Annotated in this window: 17 protein-coding genes and 1 pseudogene; 13 read left to right on the forward strand and 5 right to left on the reverse strand. The window is 62.7% G+C overall.

Annotated features, from left to right (window positions below):
• Window positions 1-153 precede the first annotated feature (153 nt).
• Window positions 154-1,614: an aldehyde dehydrogenase family protein gene (locus QMG52_RS04720; RefSeq protein WP_283559276.1), complete on the forward strand. Its 1,461-nt coding sequence runs from the start codon at window positions 154-156 to the stop codon at window positions 1,612-1,614.
• On the opposite strand, the gene QMG52_RS04725 is transcribed toward QMG52_RS04720, so the two are convergent.
• Entirely contained in the window at window positions 1,526-2,446 is a 921-nt protein-coding gene (locus QMG52_RS04725; protein WP_283559277.1) for a LysR family transcriptional regulator, read from the reverse strand. The two genes, QMG52_RS04720 and QMG52_RS04725, sit on opposite strands and share 89 nt — an antisense overlap.
• Window positions 2,447-2,973: 527 nt before the next feature.
• Between QMG52_RS04725 and nrdH the strand changes: the two genes are divergently transcribed.
• From nrdH to QMG52_RS04775, 10 genes are all read left to right on the forward strand, one after another.
• Entirely contained in the window at window positions 2,974-3,219 is a 246-nt protein-coding gene (gene nrdH / locus QMG52_RS04730; RefSeq protein WP_283559278.1) for a glutaredoxin-like protein NrdH, read from the forward strand.
• 91 nt (window positions 3,220-3,310) lie between these two features.
• Window positions 3,311-3,820 (forward strand): class Ib ribonucleoside-diphosphate reductase assembly flavoprotein NrdI, encoded by a 510-nt coding sequence (gene nrdI, locus QMG52_RS04735; RefSeq protein WP_283559279.1) that lies wholly within the window; start codon window positions 3,311-3,313, stop codon window positions 3,818-3,820.
• A 47-nt stretch (window positions 3,821-3,867) separates the two neighbouring features.
• Window positions 3,868-5,988, forward strand: a complete 2,121-nt coding sequence (gene nrdE, locus QMG52_RS04740) for a class 1b ribonucleoside-diphosphate reductase subunit alpha (protein WP_283559384.1) — start codon at window positions 3,868-3,870, stop codon at window positions 5,986-5,988.
• Between the two features lie 18 nt (window positions 5,989-6,006).
• On the forward strand, window positions 6,007-6,801 hold the full coding sequence (locus QMG52_RS04745; protein WP_283559280.1) for an NUMOD3 domain-containing DNA-binding protein: 795 nt from the start codon (window positions 6,007-6,009) through the stop codon (window positions 6,799-6,801).
• Window positions 6,798-7,772: a class 1b ribonucleoside-diphosphate reductase subunit beta gene (nrdF, locus tag QMG52_RS04750; protein ID WP_283559281.1), complete on the forward strand. Its 975-nt coding sequence runs from the start codon at window positions 6,798-6,800 to the stop codon at window positions 7,770-7,772. The genes QMG52_RS04745 and nrdF overlap by 4 nt, the downstream gene beginning before the upstream one ends.
• A 103-nt stretch (window positions 7,773-7,875) precedes the next feature.
• Entirely contained in the window at window positions 7,876-8,331 is a 456-nt protein-coding gene (locus QMG52_RS04755) for a type II toxin-antitoxin system prevent-host-death family antitoxin (RefSeq protein ID WP_283559282.1), read from the forward strand.
• 3 nt (window positions 8,332-8,334) lie between these two features.
• A complete protein-coding gene (locus QMG52_RS04760; RefSeq protein ID WP_283559283.1) occupies window positions 8,335-8,670 on the forward strand; it encodes a hypothetical protein in 336 nt (111 codons plus the stop codon).
• Window positions 8,671-8,919: 249 nt separating this feature from the next.
• Complete coding sequence (locus tag QMG52_RS04765) at window positions 8,920-9,690, forward strand: alpha/beta fold hydrolase (protein WP_283559284.1); 771 nt, start codon at window positions 8,920-8,922, stop codon at window positions 9,688-9,690.
• 221 nt (window positions 9,691-9,911) lie between these two features.
• Window positions 9,912-10,130 (forward strand): type II toxin-antitoxin system VapB family antitoxin, encoded by a 219-nt coding sequence (vapB, locus tag QMG52_RS04770; protein ID WP_283559285.1) that lies wholly within the window; start codon window positions 9,912-9,914, stop codon window positions 10,128-10,130.
• A complete protein-coding gene (locus QMG52_RS04775) occupies window positions 10,127-10,531 on the forward strand; it encodes a PIN domain nuclease (RefSeq protein WP_283559385.1) in 405 nt (134 codons plus the stop codon). The genes vapB and QMG52_RS04775 overlap by 4 nt, the downstream gene beginning before the upstream one ends.
• Before the next feature lie 100 nt (window positions 10,532-10,631).
• Here the strand turns inward: QMG52_RS04775 and arfB are convergent, their stop codons facing one another.
• From arfB to QMG52_RS04790, 3 genes are read right to left on the reverse strand one after another with little or no spacing between them, the layout of a single operon-like run.
• A complete protein-coding gene (gene arfB / locus QMG52_RS04780) occupies window positions 10,632-11,054 on the reverse strand; it encodes an alternative ribosome rescue aminoacyl-tRNA hydrolase ArfB (RefSeq protein ID WP_283559286.1) in 423 nt (140 codons plus the stop codon).
• 10 nt (window positions 11,055-11,064) lie between these two features.
• Window positions 11,065-11,970: a ribonuclease Z gene (locus QMG52_RS04785; protein WP_283559287.1), complete on the reverse strand. Its 906-nt coding sequence runs from the start codon at window positions 11,968-11,970 to the stop codon at window positions 11,065-11,067.
• A 10-nt stretch (window positions 11,971-11,980) separates the two neighbouring features.
• Entirely contained in the window at window positions 11,981-12,652 is a 672-nt protein-coding gene (locus QMG52_RS04790) for an endonuclease/exonuclease/phosphatase family protein (protein ID WP_349361656.1), read from the reverse strand.
• Between the two features lie 132 nt (window positions 12,653-12,784).
• Here QMG52_RS04790 and QMG52_RS04795 point away from each other — a divergent pair, with 132 nt between their 5' ends.
• Both QMG52_RS04795 and QMG52_RS04800 read left to right on the forward strand, forming a co-directional pair.
• Window positions 12,785-13,348 (forward strand): 3-hydroxyacyl-CoA dehydrogenase NAD-binding domain-containing protein, encoded by a 564-nt coding sequence (locus QMG52_RS04795; protein WP_283559288.1) that lies wholly within the window; start codon window positions 12,785-12,787, stop codon window positions 13,346-13,348.
• A 13-nt stretch (window positions 13,349-13,361) separates the two neighbouring features.
• Window positions 13,362-13,685: a hypothetical protein gene (locus QMG52_RS04800; RefSeq protein WP_283559289.1), complete on the forward strand. Its 324-nt coding sequence runs from the start codon at window positions 13,362-13,364 to the stop codon at window positions 13,683-13,685.
• Between the two features lie 664 nt (window positions 13,686-14,349).
• Here QMG52_RS04800 and QMG52_RS04805 read toward each other — a convergent pair.
• A pseudogene (locus QMG52_RS04805) lies at window positions 14,350-17,538 on the reverse strand (type I restriction endonuclease subunit R).
• Window positions 17,539-17,543 lie beyond the last annotated feature (5 nt).

Consider the following 17,543-nt stretch of genomic DNA (forward strand, 5'->3'; position numbering starts at 1 on the left):
GCGCTGGTCCAGCCTGGCCGGCACCCCCACAGGTTCGGGCCGCGCAAGATCAACCGTCCGTGCCGCCGTCGTCGTACCGTCAGCCAACGGAACGACGACGGCGGCGTGCGTTTTGCAGGGGAGTGAGCTGCCGCCCGGGAGTAGATTGGTGCCATGACCGAGGACATCTCCGGACAGGTCGCCGCCGCCCGTGCCGTGTTTAATTCCGGCGCCACTCGTTCCCTTGCGTGGCGGACCGAGCGGCTGAGAGCGGTGCGGCGCATGCTCACCGAACGCGGTCAGGAATTCGCCGATGCCCTGCGGCAGGATCTGGGCAAACATCCCAGCGAGGCGTGGCTGACCGAGATCGGCTTCGTCACCGCGGAAATCAGCCACACGCTGAGGAACCTGACACGCTGGCTGGCTCCGGAGCGATCCGCCGTGCCGCTGGCCCTGCAGCCGGCCAGCGCACAGATTATCCGCGAGCCCCTCGGCGTCGTGCTGGTGATCGCGCCGTGGAACTATCCCGTGCAGCTGCTGCTGGCACCAGCGGTTGGCGCGCTCGCAGCGGGTAACACGGTGGTGGTCAAACCCAGCGAGGTGGCCCCGGTGACCTCGGCCGCGATGCAGCGCTGGATTCCGCAGTACCTGGACAGCGCCGTTTTTGTGGTGGAGGGCGGCGCGGCAGAAACCACGGCATTGCTCACGGAACGCTTTGACCACATTTTCTACACCGGTAATGGGGTGGTGGGGCGGCTTGTCATGCTGGCCGCGGCCGAGCACCTGACCCCGGTTACCCTGGAATTGGGCGGGAAATCGCCCGTTTATGTCGACGATTCGGTGGACCTTCCGGCAACGGCGATGCGGCTGGCCTGGGGCAAATATCTCAACGCCGGCCAGACCTGTGTGGCACCGGACTATGTCCTGGGCTCCGCGGCGGTGCTGGTGGAACTCGCGCGGCTGCTGCCGCTGGCCATTTCTGCGCTCTATGGTGCGGATCCGCGCCGCAGCACCGAATACGGCCGCATTGTCAACGACCGGCATTTTCAACGTCTGGTTGGATTGCTGGACACTGCAGATGTGATCACGGGAGGGGAACGGGACGCTGATTCGCGGTACCTGGCACCGACGGTGGTGCGCGCCGGCGCGGCCTCACCTCTGATGCAGGAGGAGATCTTCGGCCCGGTGCTCCCGCTGGTGGAGACATCTGACGCGGATGAGGCCATCCACTTCATCAATGAGCGGGACAAACCGCTCTCCCTCTATGTCTTCACGGAACGCGCGGAGATCAAGGTCCGGTTCACGGAGCAGACGTCATCGGGCGCGCTCTGTTTCGGCATTCCCGCGGCGCATCTGCTGGTGCCCGGACTGCCGTTTGGCGGCATCGGGGCCAGCGGAATGGGCGGTTATCACGGGCGCTTCTCCGTGGATACGTTTTCGCACCGGAAGGCCGTCCTGGATAAGCCGCTGAAGCCGGACACGATGAAGCTTGTCTACCCGCCGTTCAATGCGCTGAAGAATTTGGCCATCCGGAAAGTCGTCGCGCCTAATGCTGCGGTATGCGGCCCAGCCGGTGCAAAATTCCGGAGAGCAGATCCACGAAAACCCCGACCTGAGCGGTCTGCTTCTCGTTGATCAGCAGTGCAAAGATGTTCCTGGCGAGCCGGATTTCCGGAACATCCAGCACAACGATGCCCGGCGGCCGCTCACGCAGGGCCAACTCCGGCACCAGCGCAGCACCGAGACCGGCCGCGGCGAGCTCAAGGCTGGCATTGAAGTCGTCGCTGTACACCGCCACCGTGGGGTACAGATTGCAGCTGGCAAAGAGCCGTTCGATCACCGATGCGTCGCTGGTCCCCGGATGGTGCATGATCCAGGGCATATCTGAAAGCTGCGCCGCGGCAACGACCGCCCCGGTTCGGATTCCCCAGGCTTTGGGAAGCACCACGCGGAAGTTGTCGTCGCCGATCCATTGCCGGTTGACCGTGTGCGGCCAGGCGAGACCGCCCTGTCCCACCTGATAGATCAACGCGACATCGAGTTCGCCCCCGGTCCGCAGCCCGGCGATGGTCTGCGCCGGCTCGGCCACCGATACCTTCAGGTTGATGCCTAGATCGTGCCAGGCAGGGTCCGCCAGCAGCTTGGGCAGGACGTGACTCGCCAGCGAAGGGAAGATGCCTAACCGCAGTTCCTGGGTGGTAGTCGCATGCGTCCGGGCGGTAGCCGCCAGCAGCGCGTCGATGTCGGTTAGTACCTTGGCTGCGTGCCTGGTCATGACGATGGCGGCTTCGGTGGGAAGGACGCTCCGGGCGGAGCGTTCAAACAATATGACGCCGGTATCCCGTTCCAGGGCCGACATCTGCTGCGATACCGCCGACGCGGTGTACCCCAGCCGTCCGGCCGCGGCGGCGAACGAGCCCAGGCGCGTGACCTCGAGAAGAGTCCGGAGGTGAATCGGATTGACCATAAGAGTTCCTTTTCCCGTTCCGTCGCCAGCGCCAGCAAGACTACACCACGCCGACGGGGTGAATCGTCCGCGTTCTGCTGACGCAGGACATCGCTACCCATCATTCAAGGCGCCCCCGACACGCCGACCCGCGCAACACGCCCGTGGATTTATGTGGCTAACTACTCCACAGGCTGTGGATAGCGGGGCCTTTATCGGCGGGATTCCGCTGATTTTCCGGGCCGGTCCTGTGGACTACCGGTGCATAAAATGACATACTTGTAATACATCATGTTGGGGTCACTTCCAGCGGCGCGCACTACATGTAGTATTGAAGTACAGAATCAAGCACCCCGGGTTTAAGCTACCGGGACGCTGGCGAGACCGATCTTCAGTCCTCACCGCCGCACCGGCTGCCGCCGGCGAACTGCATCAGGCAGGCAGCGGAAACGGACGGATTGGGCCCGTCATCAGAGGGTTTGCCGGAAACGGTCAGGCCGCTACATCAGGTACCGAGAGGTGCCGCCAAGTAATAAGGGGACAGGGAAATGACCGTTACGGTCTACACCAAGCCGGCCTGCGTTCAGTGCAACGCCACCTACCGGGCATTGGATAAAAAGGGAATCACCTACCAGAGCGTCGATATCTCCCAGGACCCGGACGCACTGGAGCGCCTTCGTGCTCTGGGCTACCTGCAGGCCCCTGTCGTGGTCACCGATCAGGACCACTGGTCCGGCTTCCGCCCGGACAAGATCGCCGAGCTGGCGCTGGCGACCGCTTCGGTGGCCTCCTAATACTTTGCGGATGGCAGTCCGGACGGGCCGCCCGGCGCGGATGGACTGCCGGGACCAACGACCGGGGAACAATGGAGCACGAGGCGGCGCAATGCAGGCTCTGGCACTAGCACAGACAAAGCGTTCGACGACGGCGGAACTGACGGCGCCGCCGTCGTCCGCCTCAGCCGGCGCGGGCAGCACCGCCAGCAACGTCATCTACTTTTCGTCCGTCTCGGACAACACGCACAGGTTTGTCCGGAAGCTCGGCGTGGATTCGGCCCGGCTCCCGCTCTACACTTCCGAAGAGACGTTGCTTGCGCTGAAGCCCTTTGTGCTGATTTTGCCCACTTACGGCGGTGAAACAGGTCACGGGGCGGTGCCCAAGCAGGTCATTAAGTTTTTGAATGTCGGGCAGAACCGGGCACTCATTCGCGGCGTGATCGGCGCCGGGAACACAAACTTCGGCGAAACCTACTGCCTTGCCGGCGATGTCATCGCCGCCAAATGCAGGGTTCCGCTTCTTTACCGCTTCGAGCTCATGGGGACGTCCGTGGACGTTGACCGGGTTAATCAAGGATTGGATACGTTTTGGACACGACTGTTGCAGCACCGGCCGTAACCGGCACCCACACGGGAACCAAGGACACGGCCACCAAGGACGCGGGCATGCCGGCCGCCTATAAGGGGCTCGGCTATCACGAGCTCAACGCCATGCTGAACCTGTACGGTCCCAACGGCGAGATCCAGTTTGACGCGGACCGCGAGGCGGCCCACCAGTACTTCCTGCAGCACGTGAACAACAACACCGTGTTCTTCCACGACCTGGAGGAGAAGCTGGATTACCTGGTCAAGAACGAGTACTACGAGCGCGAGACGCTTGACCAGTACACGATGAACTTCATCCGCGAGCTGTATCAGCGCGCCTACAAAAAGAAGTTCCGCTTCGAGACGTTTCTCGGCGCCTTCAAGTTCTACACCTCCTATACGCTCAAAACCTTCGACGGCAAGCGGTTCCTGGAGCGCTACGAGGACCGGGTCTGCATGGTTGCCCTGCACCTGGCCCGCGGGGACGAAGAGCTGGCCACCAAGCTGATGGACGAGATCATCGAAGGCCGGTTCCAGCCCGCCACCCCCACGTTCCTCAACGCCGGCAAGGCCCAGCGCGGCGAACTGGTCTCCTGCTTCCTGCTGCGCATCGAAGACAACATGGAGTCGATCGGCAGGTCCATCAACTCCGCCCTGCAGCTGTCCAAGCGCGGCGGCGGCGTGGCCTTCGCGCTGACCAACATCCGCGAGGTGGGCGCACCGATCAAGCAGATCGAGAACCAGTCCTCCGGCGTTATCCCCGTGATGAAGCTCCTCGAGGACAGCTTCTCCTACGCCAACCAGCTCGGTGCCCGGCAGGGTGCCGGCGCGGTCTACCTGCACGCCCACCACCCGGACATTAACCGCTTCCTGGACACCAAGCGCGAGAACGCCGATGAGAAGATCCGGATCAAGACGCTCTCCCTGGGTGTGGTGGTCCCGGATATCACCTTCGAGCTGGCCAAGCGCGACGAGGACATGTACCTGTTTTCCCCGTACGACGTCGAAAACGTCTACGGCATGCCCTTCTCCGATATTAACGTCACCGAGAAGTACTACGAAATGGTCGATGACGCCCGGATTAAGAAGACCAAGATCAAGGCCCGCGAGTTCTTCCAGACCCTCGCGGAGATCCAGTTCGAATCCGGCTACCCGTACATCATGTTCGAGGACACGGTAAACCGGGCCAACCCGATCGACGGCAAGATCATCATGAGCAACCTCTGCTCCGAGATCCTGCAGGTCTCCGCTCCCACGGTCTACAACGATGACCTCTCCTACGCCGAGACCGGCAAGGACATCTCCTGCAACCTCGGCTCGCTGAACATCGCCAAAACCATGGACTCCCCGGACTTCGGCAGCACCATCGAAACCTCCATTCGGGCCCTGTCCGCCGTGTCCGTAATGTCCAACATCACCTCCGTGCCGTCCATCGCCAAGGGCAACGAGCAGTCCCACGCCATCGGCCTGGGCCAGATGAACCTGCACGGCTACCTGGCCCGGGAGCGCGTGCACTACGGCTCCGCAGAAGGCCTGGACTTCACCAACATCTACTTCTACACCGTGGTGTACCACGCCATCCGCGCCTCCAACCTGCTGGCCATCGAGACCGGCAGCCCCTTTGGCGGCTTCGAGAAGTCCAAGTACGCCTCCGGCGAGTTCTTCGACAAGTACGTCAACGAGGAATGGGTTCCGAAGACGGCCCGCGTGGCCGAACTCTTCGAGGGTACCCACATCCCCACCCAGGATGACTGGGTGGAGCTGAAGGCCTCCGTGATGGAGCACGGCATCTTCAACCAGAACCTGCAGGCCGTTCCGCCCACCGGTTCCATCAGCTACATCAATAACTCCACCTCCTCCATCCACCCGGTGGCCTCCAAGATCGAGATCCGCAAGGAAGGCAAGATCGGCCGCGTCTACTACCCGGCGCCTTACCTGACCAACGACAATCTGGAGTACTACCAGGACGCGTACGAACTCGGCTACGAGAAGATCATTGACACCTATGCCGTCGCCACGCAGCACGTGGACCAGGGCCTGTCGCTGACGCTGTTCTTCAAGGACACCGCCACCACCCGCGACATTAATAAGGCGCAGATCTACGCCTGGCGCAAGGGCATCAAGACGATCTACTACATCCGTCTGCGCCAGCTGGCACTGGAGGGGACTGAGGTGGAAAATTGTGTTTCATGTATGCTATGACAACCTTTATCGGTTGATATGAATGGAACGACGACGGCGACAGATGGTTTGGTTTACGGCATCCGGCTTCGGCGGGAGGTCGAGTACCGTTACGTCGGGATCACGACCAAGACGGTCAGCCGTCGGTTCCACCAGCATCTCCGTGTTGCAGCCGAGGGCCGCAAAACACCGTTCTATGACTGGCTCCGGAAGCAGGATCTTTCCCAAGTCATCGCAGATGAATTGGATTGGATCGAAGGCCTATTGGAACTCGGTCAGGCAGAAATTGACTGGATCAGTTATCTGCGGAGAGAAGGGGATCGCCTGCTGAACCTCTCCGAGGGAGGCCTTGGTCCCACCGGTGTCGTCTGGACGGAAGTGCAGCGTGAAGCTGCCCGGATCAGGAACACCGGTCGTAAGGGACTTAGCCGTCCAGGCGCAGAGAACCCGTTTTATGGCGGCAAACATAGTCTGGAGCAGCGCAGGAAGTGGGCAGGCGACCGCAAAGGAACGAATTCCGGTCCGCACAACCCGAACTTTGGGAAATTTGGTCCAGACCACCCCGGGTACGGGCATGTGATGTCCGAAGAGTCTCGCAAGGTGCTTTCCGAGGCCAGGAGGGGTGCCAAGAACCCCAACTATGGAAAGGTTCCTTCTGCAGAAACCCGGGCGAAACAGTCAGCGGCCCAAAAGGGGCAGCCGAAGCCTTCGAGCCAACGTAGCGCCCACACCAGACATCACACTAACAAAGGCGTCGAGAAAGCCGACTGCAGGTTCTGCGTCGAAGACTCAGCCAAACCTAGTCTCTCTTCAGAAAGTGAGTCGGAGTCATGACCGAAAAAGTAAAGCTGCTCAGCCATGTTGAGGCGATCAACTGGAACCGGATTCAGGACGACAAAGACGTTGAAGTCTGGAACCGCCTGACCAACAACTTCTGGCTGCCGGAGAAGGTGCCGCTGTCCAACGACATCCAGTCCTGGGCCACGCTGACCCCGGACGAGCAGCAGTTGACCATGCGCGTCTTCACCGGCCTGACGCTGCTGGACACCATCCAGGGAACCGTGGGCGCCGTCAGCCTGATTCCCGATGCGCTGACCCCGCACGAGGAAGCCGTCTACACGAACATCGCGTTCATGGAATCCGTGCACGCCAAGAGCTACTCGTCCATCTTCTCTACACTCTGCTCCACCAAAGAGATTGACGACGCCTTCCGCTGGTCCACCGAAAATGAGTACCTTCAGAAGAAGGCCAGGATCGTGATGGACTACTACGCAGGAGATGACCCGCTCAAGCGCAAGGTGGCCAGCACCCTGCTGGAATCCTTCCTCTTCTACTCCGGCTTCTACCTGCCGATGTACTGGTCATCCCGGGCCAAGCTGACCAACACCGCGGACATGATCCGGCTGATCATCCGCGACGAGGCCGTGCACGGCTACTACATCGGCTACAAATTCCAGCGCGGGCTGGAGAAGGTCTCCGAGGCCAAACGCCAGGAGCTCAAGGATTACACGTTCGAGCTGATGTACGAGCTGTACGAAAACGAAGTCCATTACACGCACGACCTGTACGACGCGGTGGGCCTGGCTGAGGACGTCAAGAAGTTCCTGCATTACAACGCCAACAAAGCACTCATGAACCTGGGGTATGAGGCTATGTTCCCGGCCGCTGTCACGGACGTGAACCCGGCGATTCTCTCCGCGCTGTCCCCGAATGCGGATGAGAACCACGACTTCTTCTCGGGGTCCGGGTCTTCATACGTGATCGGCAAGGCTGTGAACACGGAGGACGACGACTGGGACTTCTAAGTGCGCTGTGCCGTTGATGGGGCGCGGTGGGGGAGCAATAACCCTCGTGCAGCAGAACATTAGGGGCTGGAACTCAGAACATAATCTGAAGTAAAATGTCGGTATGTCCACCATCCTTCCCCGCCGCGTCTTCCAGTCGTCAGAACTCTCCCGGCAGCCTGCGCCGCTGTTCAGCGCTGCTGAAGAGTCGCCGATCGAGGTGACTCGGCGCGGCGGTGATGCCCTTGTGCTCATGTCGGTCAAGGAAAATGATGCGCGCGACCGACTCCTCGAGCTTGCAGCTCAGATCATCGCCATTACCGTCGACGATGCCGGCCGCTCGCTCGGCGACCGGTTCGCTGACCGATTCGATTGGATGCTGGCCCTCGACGCTCAGGATCGGGAAGTTTGTGCACGCGATCTACTTCGGTCGGCCCGCGCATCATTCTCTACCGGTAGAGCCCACCTTGCAATAACGGAGATGGCCATGTGGCGCTCCACGGCCACAGCGATCGCCGAAGGGCTCCACTCGCGCGAACTGACGTGGTTTGACCAGCCGGTCCCGATCTCTCGTCCTTAACTCATGCCGAAGGGAAAACGCGTCGAGCGGTCCGTCGAATCGACGGAGTACGCGATTCAATTTGGAACCCGCGAAGCCGAGCGCGGTTGGGGTGACCTTCTGGCCGTGCAGCGTAATGTGTTGACGGCAGCGTGGGACCCTCTCTCGCGCGATCCGAACGAGGTCACGCCGACCATGCACCCGCTCAAGGGGAAGCTCGCGACGTTCACGCACAACGGCGGCGTTCGGGAGCGGTGGCAATACGAACTGTCCGGTGGGGCTGGAATCTGGTATTACGTTTCGGGCCGAACGGTGGTGCTGGAGCAGGTGCACACCCGTCATCCGAACCAGACGAAGTGACCCGACGCTTTTCTTACGGACCAATAATGTAGCCATCTCCCCCCGCTCGGCACAAGCAAACTCATTCCGGGCGGGGAAGCCTCTGCGGGACCCGCGGCATAGCGGTGCCCGTCGATCTCGGTGATCGGCAGCTGCGCCCCAACGTGCGGGACTCCCCTGCGGACCCCCTTGAAGATCCGGCCGCTTGCGGGTAGAAGTGGATTGGCCAGGTCGCAGTGCCAGGCCGCGCCAATCACATTGGAGAACTTCATGGTCGAAAAGGTCCAATCCACTGACGGGACAACTATTGCCTACGAGACAGCCGGGAGCGGGCCCCCGCTCATTCTGGTCGGCGGGGCGCTAAACACCCGTCAGTCGCCCGGGGGCCTGGTGCCGCTGCTCGTGGAAGATTTCACTGTCGTCACTTACGACCGCCGCGGCCGCGGCGAGAGTACGGATACGCCGCCGTACGCCGTCGAGCGTGAGGTCGAGGATTTCAGCGCACTGGTGGCAGCCGTTGGCGGGTCTGCGGTGGTGTACGGCCATTCGTCCGGCGGCATCTTGGCTCTTGAGGCGGCCGCCGCCGGGGTGGGGATCAGCAGGCTGGCCGCGTATGAGCCGCCCTATCTCACGACCCCGGGAGGAGACGTGCTCTGGCAGGTTTTTGTTGACAAGGTGCAGGCGCTGGTGGACGAGGGACATCCGGATCTGGCGGTGGAGGAATTCATCCGGCACACGGGCGCCGACTTCGACGCGGGAATGAAGCAATCGCCTTGGTGGCCGTCGCTGGTGGCTCTGGCGCGGACCCTGCCCTACGATCTGACGCTCACCGGGGACAATATTGTTCCTGTGCAGCGGCTGGGCCGCATTTCCGCACCGACTTTGGCGTTGTACGGCGGTGCGAGCGCTGCATGGGCTCAGGCTTCTGCGTCGGCAGTGGCGATGGCGGTCCAGAACGGGAGGCAGGACGTCATCGAAGGGCAGGAGCATGCGGTGGCGCCGGAGACGGTGGCGCCGACGCTGTTGGAATTCTTCCGCTGAGATTTGCAGAACCGCTGGGTGCAGGAGTTTAGGAACGGCGCCCAGCAGGGCCAGAAAGAGATCCGCGGCTGCAAGGCCCGGGATTTCAACACCGTTCTATGCGTCTTGCTGGTTAGCGTATCGCTGGCGGCACACTTCTTCCCGAGGTGTAGAACTACCGGGGAAATGTCCCTCCGCATTTGCTCTTCCGTACGATATCATGGGATACCAGGGAGGTGCGTATGAGCGATATTCTGATCCGGGATGTCCCAGAGCCAGTACTGGCTGCCATCGACATAAGAGCGACGCGAATGGGCCTTTCGCGCACCGAGTATCTACGTCGACGGCTGGCGCAGGACGCTGTTAGTGGGGACACCGTGTCGGCCACGCAGCTGGAGGTCTTCGGCAAATTGTTTGCTGACTTGAGTAACGACGCGGTCATGACCGGTGCTTGGGATTGACGTCGTGGCTGGTAGACAAGTCTGCTCTCGTTAGACTCGGCACTAGCCCCGACGCTGAGGAGTGGGCCGCCCGGATAGAGCGCGGTTTGATGCGGATTAGCACTGTCACCCGCTTGGAAGTGGGCTTCTCGGCGCGATCTGGAGACCAAGCCAGGAACGCGTTTCGAGGAGTGCCCCTCAGGCTTATGCCAGTTGAGTATCTGACGCCGTTAATGGAGGATCGAGCGCTCGCTATTCAACTACTTCTTGCCGACCGTGGACAACATCGTGCGCCTTCGATCCCCGATCTGCTCATAGCTTCATGCGCTGAGCTTTCCGGGCTCACCGTTCTTCACCTGGACAAGGACTTCGAGCTGATACGCGGAATTACAGGGCAGGCAATGGAGAGACTTCGGGTTTGAGTGGCCTCATTGGCGGGTGACCGGCCGAAGCCGCCGTGCTCCGCACTCCCTTGACGCGGTCCAGCAGGCCTGAGGGCTGAAAGTTGTCGCCGGGATGAAGCTACTCGGCGGACGGTCGTTGGCGTTGCCGTTTTGTTGCTGACCGCTGTTGCTTTGCCGCGAGGTGCCGCCGCCGCGAGCTCCGGGTGGGTTTAGTCGGACGGCGGTGGGCCATATCGGGAGCAAGACCCGTGCTGACGAGTTCGGCGAGTTTGCCCAGGGCGATCTCGCGATTGCGGAGTTGAGAGCGCCGCTCGGAGGCGGTCACGGTGATTACTCCGGCGATGAGACGGCGTCCCAGACGGCTAACCAACGTCAGCCGTTGTGCATCGGAGAGCACAGCTGAGTCGGAGATGTTCCAGGAGAGTTCGACGCGACTGTCCGACGTGTTCACATGCTGACCGCCGGGCCCGGACGAACGCGAGAACCTCCAGCTGAGTTCCGAGGCGGGAATCGTGAGCGCGGGGGAGACGACCAGATCCATGCAATAAGTGTTACACGATGAGGCAGGGTGAGCTTGGCCGCCGTTTGGGGAAGGCGATTCGGTCAAGGTCTTGTGCAGCTGTCACGGTGGCTCCGCCGGCGCGGGCGCGGGCCTGGTCGGCGAGCGGGGCTACGTCGACGTAGCGGGACGAAAAATGCGTCAAGACCAAGGTACCGACGGCGCCGCCGGCCGCCAAGGCGCCTGCCTGGCCCGCGGTGAGGTGGCGGTACTGCCCGGCAAGGTCGGCGTCGTCGTCGCTGAAGGTGGATTCTGCCACAAGTAGATCGGTGCCATCTGCGAGCTGCTCGGCGCCCGGACACGGGGCTGTATCCATGACGAAGGCGAAGCGCTGGCCGGGCCGCGGCACGCTGACGTCCTCGAGGCGGACACCGTAGAGTGTTCCCTCGCTCTGCAGGCGGCCGACGTCGGGGCCGGCAATGCCGACTGCCGCGAGCCGGTCCGGCAGGAGGGTTCGGTCGTCGGGCTCAACGAGCCGGTAGCCGTAAGTCTCGATCCGGTGATGCAAAGGCTGGACTGCTAAGCCCGGGGCGATCGGCCCGGCTTCCCCATGCGGGTGCAACCGCAGATCAATACCGGGGGTGGCAACGGATATCAGCGCCCGGACCACGTCCGCGCCGGAAGCGGGGTAATGCAGGTGCACCGGGTGCGCCACGCCGTCCAGGGCCATCCGCGAGAGCACGCCGGGCAGGCCGAAGCAGTGGTCGCCATGGACGTGGGTGAGACAGATGCGCGTGATGTTTCGGACCGAGACGCCGGCGTAGATCATCTGCCGTTGTGTGCCCTCGCCCGGGTCGAAGAGCAGGCCTTTGCCGTCCCAGCGGAGCAGGTAACCGTTGTGGTTGCGCGCTCGCGTCGGGACCTGCGAGGCGGTGCCGAGAACGACGAGTTCACGCATGCTGAAGAGCTTAGAGGTATTCGGCGGAGATCAGGATCGGCATATGGTCGGATTTTCCTCGCGGCAGGGTTTCCACGTTTGTGATGTCCAGCCCCAGGGAAGTGGCGAAGTCGAAGTGGCCTTTGAACACCTTGTATCGCGTGTACGTTCGGCTGTCACTCATCGTGAGGTCGTAGCCGGTCTTGTTCATGTGTTCCGTGAGGTTTTTCCTGAAAAAGGGGTAGTTGAAATCCCCCACCATAAGGGTGACGAGCTCACCACCCATGCTGAGCATTTCCACGTGCGCTGCGTGGATCTGCTTGCGCCGCAGTGAATTGGACGCGGTCAACGGCGCGGCGTGGAATGAGGCGATGGCTAGATTGCGATTGGTTTCACGGTCGATCAGCCGGGTAGCGATCAGTCGTTCGTGGGCCGGCGCGAGCATGCGGTCGTGCATGGATTTCTTGAGCGCGAAGGCCTTTGTCTCAAGTGCGGTGAATCGGTCTTGGCGGTAGTACATCGCCAAGCCGAGCCTGTTGCCCTTGGTTGAATCCGCCAAGTGCAGGTGTCCCACGGTGTCTGGGAGTTCCGCGGCGTCGCACTCCTGCAGACACAGCATGTCGATTTCGGAGTCTTGTGCCAGGTCGACGAGTTCATCGCTCGCGTGGTTCTTGCGGAGGTTGTAACTGATGACTCGTAACAGGGGAATACCTCTTCCGGTTCGTGGGCGGGGGTACCGTCTTCAGCCCAGTTTAGCAACGGCGATGAGCGTGCGGGCGTGGTGAATCGCCGGACGCGGCCGGCCCTCCTTGAACTGGAAACAATTTGCAGATAGGTGCAAATTGTTTCCGAACGTGCCGATGGGCTCGTCGACGCCGTCATTGAGGATCCTGCCGGCGAGGAAGGACTGCAGTGGGCAGCCGAGTTTGCGCAGCAGGCCGGTACGCACTCGCAGACGCGGGAGCGTCGGGACAAGATCGCCGAAGCGCACGGCGCACCCGGAACCGTCGCACAGCTGGCGGCAGGCCCGTTGCACAAGGCCAAAGATCCCTACGCAGCTCAGGCCGCCGTCGACGCCCTGGCCGCCGGCATCGAAGTGTCCTTCGAGACCGGGGCGCAGGTGGAGCGGGAAAAGATTGACGAGCGGCGCCAAAGCCCCGAGTCGGCGGCCCAGCGTTACCTGTTCGCGGCGGAACGCGCGGCCCGCAAGCCCAGGAACCTTAACATCGGGGCCGCCAGGAGCGTGGCCCGGTCCGGCGTCGTCGGCGCCGGAACCATGGGCGGCGGTATTGCCATGGCACTGGCAGCCGCGGGAATCCCCGTCACCATCGTCGAGGCGGAGCAGGACGCGCTGGACTGCGGCCGGCACGGTCCGGCGGCAGCTGGACCGGCAGGATGAAGCCTTCGGGTCCTTGGAACCCGGCCTTGAGCTGCCTGAACGGATCGAGCGCTACTGCCAGCAGCGCGCCGTGCTGCTCGAATCGGTGGCGCCGCTGGTACGCGCCGCCGACATTCAGCGTCCCTTTTCACCGGCACTGCAGGAGAACCTGCAGGAGAATCTGCGCCGCATCCGTGTTGCCTTCGAAGCACTCTTCGCGGCCGAGCTCGCTCCGTTAGAGCCGGGGTACCGTGAACGGTTAACCCTCGCTGCCTGTGCCGCAGCGGACTGGGCCAGCTGGCAATTGCTGCGGGACCAGCTGGGGCCGAGCGTGGCGCAGGCGAGCAGTTGGCCCTGACCGCCCTGCTGAGCCGCCCTGCAGAGCAGGTACGGCTGGGCTGCTCTTGCACAGTTGACCCTGCTGAGCCGTCCGGGCTGATCGCGCCGTTTGCAGACAACCGACAACGCCGGGGCAACGAAAAGGAACAGTAAACATGAGCGTTTTATCATTGGCCGCAATCCTGGCTGAATCGGCTCGAAATACCCGCAGAAGACGGCCGTCGTCGACGCCAGCGTGCATTTTCCTACGCCGCGCTTTGGCAGCAGGCACGAAGCGCAGACGCCGATACCTTGGATCAGCGACGGTTAGCCGATCAACGGTCTCAGTGGTGGACACGGGCGCAGTGGGCTCTCGATGCGTCCTTATCAGATGACTTGCATCGGCAGGAGATCGGATTGGGGATACTCGACTTGCTTGCGCAAAGTGATCTCGCCGGAGAAGAGGAAGTCGCGCTCATCAGTATCGCATGGGCACAACCGTTGAGGCTGCCCGTGGAGGAGACCGAATCCGTGGGGGGACAATGGAACTATATATGGTCCAACGAGCGAGGAGGCTAACTGTGAGATGGAGCTGCGGAGCACGTACTCGCAGTCGGCGTAGACGCAATCGGTCACTGGACCGAGCGGTCGATTGAGGATGGTGCCGTTTTCGTAAGCTCTCTTGTTCTAAAGAGGTCGCGTCGCTATCCGCGCGCCTGCGCGAAGCGGGGGGCCATGGATTCCATCTGCTCCATGACCAGCTTGATCGCGCCGGGCTGTTTGTCCGGCGGGTAACCGAACTTGACCAGCAGCCGTTTGATGGAGGAGCGGAGCTTAGCGCGGACGTCGTCGCGGACGGTCCAGTCGGTGCGGACGTCGCGGCGCATGACGGAGACCAGCTCGCGGGCGATGTCCGCCAGAATTCCTTCGCCCTGCACCCGAACGGCGGATTCGTTATGCGCCACGGCATCATAAAACGCGAGTTCGTCGGAATTGAGCGGGGGAGTGAAATGTTCGCCGCGCTGGGACTCGGCGGCAACTTCACGTGCCAGCGCCACCAGCTCGGCGATGACTTCGGCGGATGTGAGCTGGGCGTTGGTGTATTTTTTCATCAGCTCGGTGATCCGCTCGGAGAAGGCACGCTGGCGGATTACGTTGTTCCTGGTGGACGCGACGGTCTCGTCGGCGAGGAGTTTGCGCAGCGCCTCGATGGCCAGTTGCGGGTTTCGCGCCCGCTGGGTTTTGGCGATGAACTCGGGCGTGAGGTCATCCAGCGACGGTTTGGGCATGCCGGCGGCATCGTAAATGTCCAGTACTTCGCCGGACGACGTTGCCGTGGCGATGAGTTCGCCCAGCAGCCGCTGGATCTCCTCTGGCACGGGTTCCCCGCTGGCCTGCCTGTCAGCGGCATCGTACTTAGCCATCCAAATGCGGATTTCCTCGTAGACCTGAATGTCCGGGCGGAGGGTGGCCAGCGTCTCGGAGCCGGAACAGAGCGCCCAGGCGCGGGACAGTTGGCTGGAGAACCGGCGGTACTTGGCGGCCGAGGTCTCTTAGCCGGCGGCCGGCTGGTTTCCCGGGGTGGCAGGATCGCGCAGGTAGGCGGTGGCGCCGCTGACGGCGTTGAGGAAGGGCCGTTTGCCGCCGGCGTTGAGAACCCTCCGCCAGTCGTAGCCGGCCAGCAGCGCAGCAAGGGTGTCCACCAGGGACACGGTCAGGGCCACGGCCTCATCGATGTTCTTTCCCACGGGCTTGTTCGCCTGGTCCCCGGCGGTGTATTCGCCCAAGGCCTTGGCCAGGTTCTCGGCCAGTGGTGCATAGGCCACCAGCAGCCCGTCCTCCTTGCCGCGGAACGTCCGGTTGACCCGCGCCAGGGTCTGCATCAGCAGCGCGCCCTTGAGCGGCCGGTCCAGATACAGGGTGTGCAGGGGAGGGGAGTCGTACCCGGTGAGCATCATGTCCTCGACGATCACGATTTCCAGTTCATCATCGACGTTCTTGAGCCGCTCCTTGATCGCGGCGTTGGCGGAATCCCGGCGCACATGCTCGGACACGGGGGCAGATCCGACGCCGAGCCGGAATAGACCACCTTGATCCGCCCCTTGTCCAAATCCGGCGAGTGCCAGTCCGGCCGCAGCCCCACGAGCGCGCTGTAAAGCTTGGCGCAGATCTCCCGCGTCCCGCCCACAATCATCGCCTTGCCGGGGGCATTGATGAACTTGTGCATCCGCGCCCGCCGGTTTTCCCAGTGCTCCACCAGGTCCGCTGCCAGGGCAGCGATGCGTTCCGGCGCGCCATAGACGGCATTGACGACGGCGACACTGGCCTCAAGGCGCGCACGTTCCGTATCGTCGAGCCCCAGCGTTGCCTCATCGGCGGCGACGTCCAGGATCTCCTCGGTGATGTTCTCCGCCAGCCCTACCTTAATCAAGCGCGGCTCGAAGTACACGGGCACCGTGGCGCCGTCGTCGACCGCCCTGGAGAGGTCGTAAATGTCGATGTAATCGCCAAAAACGTCACGGGTATTGCGGTCGGCGAAGGAAATCGGCGTGCCGGTGAACGCAATCAGCGTCGCGTGCGGGAGAGCATCGCGCAGGTGCCGTGCGTAGCCGTCGAGGTCGTCGTAGTGGCTGCGGTGCGCTTCGTCGACAACGACGATGATGTTCCGTCGGGCGCTGAGCAGGGGATGGTCCGTGCCCGCGTCCTTCTCGGACTGGCTGCGGCCGAATTTCTGCAAGGTGGTGAAATAGATGCCGCCGGTGGTCCGGTTGCTCAGCTCCCCGCGCAGTTCGGAGCGCCGGCGGATCTGCCGGGGGGCCTCGGGCAGCAGCAGACTCTGCTTAAACGTCTCGTAGAGCTGGCCGTCGAGTTCGTTGCGGTCGGTAATGACGACGACGGTCGGGTTCAGCAGCTTGGGGTGCCGGATCACCTGGTTGGTGTAAAGCTCCATTTCCATGGATTTGCCCGAGCCCTGGGTGTGCCAGACGACGCCGGCTTTGCCGTTGCTCTGGACCGCCTGCACGGTGCTGCCCACGGCGCGCGTGACCGCGAAGTACTGGTGCGGTTTCGCGATCCGCTTGGTCAGGCCGGCGGAGCCCCCGTCGAAGGCGGTGAAGTTCCGCAGCAGCTGCAGAAAGCGGGTCAGGTTGTACCGGCGTCCAGAGCGGTCTGCATCGGGGTGACGGCTTCCCCCTCCAAGAGGAAGCCCGGCGGAACCGGGACGCCGTCGTCGTCCACGTTCCACGGCGAAAAGTGGTTCAGCGGCGTAAACGGCGTACCGTATTTGGCCAGAATTCCATCCGAGGCGAGGGTGAAGATGCAGAACCGGAACGCCATGGGGAACTCGCGCAGGTACGTCTGCAGCTGCGCATGCGCGCCGGCAACGTCCGCGTGCTGGCTGCCGGCCTTCTTCAGTTCCACGATGCTTACCGGCATGCCGTTGCAGTACAGGACTAGATCGAAGCGGCGACGATAATCGCCCCGCACAACGTCAGCTGGCTGACGGCGAGCCAATCGTTGGCGTCCTCGTCCGCACTGAGCAGCCGCAGCGTCGGGTTGGCCTCGCTGCCGTCGGATTCGATGAAGCTGATTCCGCGGAAGCCGTCCACCAGGTAGCTGTGCATCCGATGATTCTCGGTGATCGCATCCTGCGACTTCGGCACGGCGATCTCCGCCGCGGCCTGCTGCAGGTACTGTTCCGGGACGGACGGATTGAACTTCCGCAGTGCGTTCAGCAGCCGCGGACGGATCAGCAGCTCGTCCCACGAATCGCGTTCACCGGTACCGGGCGCGATGTCCTCGCCGTGCTTGGGCCGCCAGCCAAGCTCAGCCAGCTGCTCGAGAGCCAGGCCTTCCCAATCGGCCTCGGAGAACGCGGTCGCCGTTTGTGTCATGTTTT

It is taken from the genome of Paenarthrobacter sp. PH39-S1 (assembly GCF_030063245.1).
GTDB lineage: Bacteria > Actinomycetota > Actinomycetes > Actinomycetales > Micrococcaceae > Arthrobacter_M.

Excerpts from the sequence above, each read along its gene's own strand:
- QMG52_RS04720 (WP_283559276.1), top strand. The coding sequence starts at position 154 with ATGACCGAGGACATCTCCGGACAGGTCGCCGCCGCCCGTGCCGTGTTT.
- QMG52_RS04725 (WP_283559277.1), bottom strand. The coding sequence starts at position 2,446 with ATGGTCAATCCGATTCACCTCCGGACTCTTCTCGAGGTCACGCGCCTG.
- nrdH (WP_283559278.1), top strand. The coding sequence starts at position 2,974 with ATGACCGTTACGGTCTACACCAAGCCGGCCTGCGTTCAGTGCAACGCC.
- nrdI (WP_283559279.1), top strand. The coding sequence starts at position 3,311 with ATGCAGGCTCTGGCACTAGCACAGACAAAGCGTTCGACGACGGCGGAA.
- nrdE (WP_283559384.1), top strand. The coding sequence starts at position 3,868 with ATGCCGGCCGCCTATAAGGGGCTCGGCTATCACGAGCTCAACGCCATG.
- QMG52_RS04745 (WP_283559280.1), top strand. The coding sequence starts at position 6,007 with ATGAATGGAACGACGACGGCGACAGATGGTTTGGTTTACGGCATCCGG.
- nrdF (WP_283559281.1), top strand. The coding sequence starts at position 6,798 with ATGACCGAAAAAGTAAAGCTGCTCAGCCATGTTGAGGCGATCAACTGG.
- QMG52_RS04755 (WP_283559282.1), top strand. The coding sequence starts at position 7,876 with ATGTCCACCATCCTTCCCCGCCGCGTCTTCCAGTCGTCAGAACTCTCC.
- QMG52_RS04760 (WP_283559283.1), top strand. The coding sequence starts at position 8,335 with ATGCCGAAGGGAAAACGCGTCGAGCGGTCCGTCGAATCGACGGAGTAC.
- QMG52_RS04765 (WP_283559284.1), top strand. The coding sequence starts at position 8,920 with ATGGTCGAAAAGGTCCAATCCACTGACGGGACAACTATTGCCTACGAG.
- vapB (WP_283559285.1), top strand. The coding sequence starts at position 9,912 with ATGAGCGATATTCTGATCCGGGATGTCCCAGAGCCAGTACTGGCTGCC.
- arfB (WP_283559286.1), bottom strand. The coding sequence starts at position 11,054 with ATGGATCTGGTCGTCTCCCCCGCGCTCACGATTCCCGCCTCGGAACTC.
- QMG52_RS04785 (WP_283559287.1), bottom strand. The coding sequence starts at position 11,970 with ATGCGTGAACTCGTCGTTCTCGGCACCGCCTCGCAGGTCCCGACGCGA.